The following is a 3,133-nucleotide window of genomic DNA, read 5'->3' on the forward strand; positions in this document are numbered from 1 at the left end:
TTTCTGCATATATAGTATAAATTCCGTATATTTAATAGACCGATATAAGAATATAATAAATTGCGATAGGGTGGTTTATTTTCTAAAAGGTAAAAATAGAATTTGTATGTCAAATAAATAAGATACAATGAGATTGAAATCTAATTGGCAAAGTAAATACAAATTGGATGTACTAGTAGCCTTTTTGATAGCTGTTTTGCCATTTTTAGGTTATATTCATTTACTTTTTAGCTATGATTCCAAGGTATTATCATTTTTTTCACTTGAATATTCACATGTCTTCCCTAGTAATAAACTTTTTGTTTGGTATCTTTTTAAAGATATAATTCCATTTGCTCTATTATTGATATGGTTTACCTCAATTTCGACAAAGTGGAGATACCTGATCGTTCCCTTATTAGTATTATACTCTAATGACATATTGGAAAATTTATTTCTGCCATATGGAAAGTACACCTTTTACCCATTTTATTATGAGAATTATCCTTTAACATTTAATATTTTGATAATAACCTCCATAATTGGATTAATCATTTTTTGGGATTTTTATTATTTTAGGTCCTACCGGAAAAGAATGTTAGAGATTTCTATTAAATCTTTAATGAGAAGGAACATACGAAAATCTCACGAATTTTACCGAGAAAATTTAAAATCTTTGAATGAGAAAAGAGATAAAATAAGCTGGTCTAGCTACCTTCAAAACATTTATAATGCTCAATTAATATTAGAAAACCGACTCAAAAACTTAAATACAGCTGTTTCCCAGAGGAGCAAAAGAGGAATTCCTATAAACCTATTAGTGAGTTCAACTTTATTACTTACAACACTATTCTGGTTTGTTCATTATTTGATTCCTGAGAAGCAAGTATGGGATTTAGGCATAATTCAGGTTCATAATAACGGATTCCTAAATGTGAGAATTTTTGTTTGGTTTTTGTTGCAAAAACTGATTATTCTTATTCCTCTGGTGCTGTGGTTTATTACTTGTCAGCATTGGTGGAAATACGCTATTCTTTCACCAATAATTTTATACTCCTTTCAGTTTTGGGAAGCTACACAGGATGTAAATTCATTGGATGCTGCGGGCAATATAAAAGCTTTTCCCGCTATTTTTTGTGTGGTACTTCTTCTTTTAATGATATCTAAAGCCATCAAATACAGGGTGGAAATATTAATGATGTATGAGCATCTGACAGAGGAGATAGAGGTTCTTCTAAAGAATACTGATTTTAACGCAAACAGCGTACTTTATAAAAATGTAAAACGGTTTAAATTGCTAAAAGCAGAAATAGCGAAAGAAACCAATGCCCGGAAGCAATTAATGAAGCTTATAACCTTAAGAGAAGAACTAGTAAAACAGTTAAATATCAACTATTAAAGCTATTCTTTTAAACGCTTCTGTGTTTTTTCAATCTCTTCGGTTACTTCTTTTAGTAATCGTTTCAATTCCTCTTCCTGGTGTTCTTTGATTTTTTGTTCAATAAGGTCTTCAATCTCTTGTTGCCTGGATTTGGGCAGATGATCAAAATCAAGAATTTCATCCTCTTCTCCCTTGTTCAGCATATCCCCTTCTCCGGTAATAAGCCATACTACATTTAGTTGGGGATAAACTTTAAGAATGTTTTCAATGACGTCACTACCAATAGATGCATTGTTCTTTTTCATTCTTAAGGTGTAGCCATTACTGGCACCTATGGATAAATCGAACTGTCTTGCACTGAGTCCGGCAAATTTAATAAACTGCATTAAACGATCTATCGTTTTAAACATTTCCTAGAAAATAATCGATATAAAACTTCATTTTATCAAAGGTAAGGATTTAAAAAGAGATAAAAAAGAACTGAATACATGTAAAAGGTAGTCTAATTTATAAATAAATAGAAAAATATCTATATTTTATTTGTATATATAGAAAATATTCTATAATATTATATAGGAATTAAAATAGCTGGTTTAAAAAGTCATATTACCAAAAAATACTTTAAAAATCCCCGAAAACTTTGTTATTGAAAAAAGGGTAAAAGATGAATAAAATTAAAACTTTAGAAAACCTACAAAAACTTCATTTACTTATTGAAGCAGAATGTACAGGTCCACCCAGGTCACTTTCACGTAGAATGGAATTGAGCGAACGTTCTGTATATAACCTTCTGGAAGTATTAAAGGATTTTAATGCTCCTGTAGAATACAGCAGAAGGAGGAAAACGTATTATTACAGTAACCATTTTAAACTTGATTTTCGAATTTCACTGTCGGTTACAAATAACAATGAAGTGACTGAATTATTTAAAGGTAGCTATTTAAATTAGGTATTAAATTAAGAATGATAAAAGACACATATAGGATTAAAAGGAATTGTTAATTAGTTTTTCGTTTGATCTCTCTTTAAAAGCCAGCTTCCAATAGCTGGCTTTTATTTTTTCAATTATTTAGGTATTGTAGGACCTTAAAACAAAATGATGTTGATATTTTTTAAATATAATGATATTGATATAAAGTTGAAGATTTCTGGCATTCAGTTTCTTTTTAAAGTTTTTGGAAGATTTATTAAAGTATTGGGTTATACTGTATATTTTATCCCTCCCCATATCTCTCAGCATCAGATAACTCTGATAACGTAAATAGGGTGCCAGGTTTTTACCTCTGTAAGATTCAAAGGTGTACATATGAAAAAGATAAGCCTCATTCTCTTTTAGATGAAAAACCATTCTGTTATAATTAAAATGATCTAATTCTATTAGAGTAAAGGCCGCAATTTCTCCTTCATGTCTAAGTGCAATACACTTAATTTGGCTGTGAAAATCAAGAATTCTTGGTATCTGATCACTACCAACTATATTTTTCCTAACGACCTCTATTTCTTCTATTTCAAGATGGACTAATTCATAATCCGAAGGATTGCCTTTTATTTTAGGTGGTTCGCAATCCGAAGCCCCTTCCAAAACCCAATAAAACGGGTCAACATCGAAACCAAATCTCGCAAGTTGATTCCGTACCCCAAAAAGAAAAAGGCCATTTTTAAGAATATTCCAAAACCATTTTATCTTATAAAACCCATCTTTATTTACCTCCATTAGCGCATTGGATTAAATTCTTATTTACGCCCATAACTTCCATTACCAGGCTCCATATT

4 protein-coding genes are annotated in these 3,133 nt (G+C 30.5%); 2 read left to right on the forward strand and 2 right to left on the reverse strand.

Going from position 1 to position 3,133, the window contains the following annotated elements; all coding sequences use genetic code 11:
* Positions 1-601 precede the first annotated feature (601 nt).
* Entirely contained in the window at positions 602-1,378 is a 777-nt protein-coding gene (locus WBM60_RS17910) for a hypothetical protein (RefSeq protein WP_424283442.1), read from the forward strand.
* A gap of 2 nt (positions 1,379-1,380) precedes the next feature.
* On the opposite strand, the gene WBM60_RS17915 is transcribed toward WBM60_RS17910, so the two are convergent.
* Positions 1,381-1,746 (reverse strand): hypothetical protein, encoded by a 366-nt coding sequence (locus WBM60_RS17915; RefSeq protein ID WP_367275436.1) that lies wholly within the window; start codon positions 1,744-1,746, stop codon positions 1,381-1,383.
* A gap of 278 nt (positions 1,747-2,024) precedes the next feature.
* Between WBM60_RS17915 and WBM60_RS17920 the strand changes: the two genes are divergently transcribed.
* Positions 2,025-2,309, forward strand: coding sequence for a DNA-binding protein (locus tag WBM60_RS17920; protein WP_424259828.1), 285 nt, complete (start codon positions 2,025-2,027; stop codon positions 2,307-2,309).
* 120 nt (positions 2,310-2,429) lie between these two features.
* On the opposite strand, the gene WBM60_RS17925 is transcribed toward WBM60_RS17920, so the two are convergent.
* Positions 2,430-3,074, reverse strand: coding sequence for a GNAT family N-acetyltransferase (locus WBM60_RS17925; RefSeq protein ID WP_424283443.1), 645 nt, complete (start codon positions 3,072-3,074; stop codon positions 2,430-2,432).
* Positions 3,075-3,133: the final 59 nt, after the last annotated feature.

It is taken from the genome of Eudoraea sp., from assembly GCF_049669105.1.
Taxonomy (GTDB): domain Bacteria; phylum Bacteroidota; class Bacteroidia; order Flavobacteriales; family Flavobacteriaceae; genus Eudoraea.

Coding starts and splice junctions, on each gene's coding strand:
- WBM60_RS17910 (WP_424283442.1), top strand. CDS start 602: ATGAGAAGGAACATACGAAAATCTCACGAATTTTACCGAGAAAATTTA.
- WBM60_RS17915 (WP_367275436.1), bottom strand. CDS start 1,746: ATGCAGTTTATTAAATTTGCCGGACTCAGTGCAAGACAGTTCGATTTA.
- WBM60_RS17920 (WP_424259828.1), top strand. CDS start 2,025: ATGAATAAAATTAAAACTTTAGAAAACCTACAAAAACTTCATTTACTT.
- WBM60_RS17925 (WP_424283443.1), bottom strand. CDS start 3,074: ATGGAGGTAAATAAAGATGGGTTTTATAAGATAAAATGGTTTTGGAAT.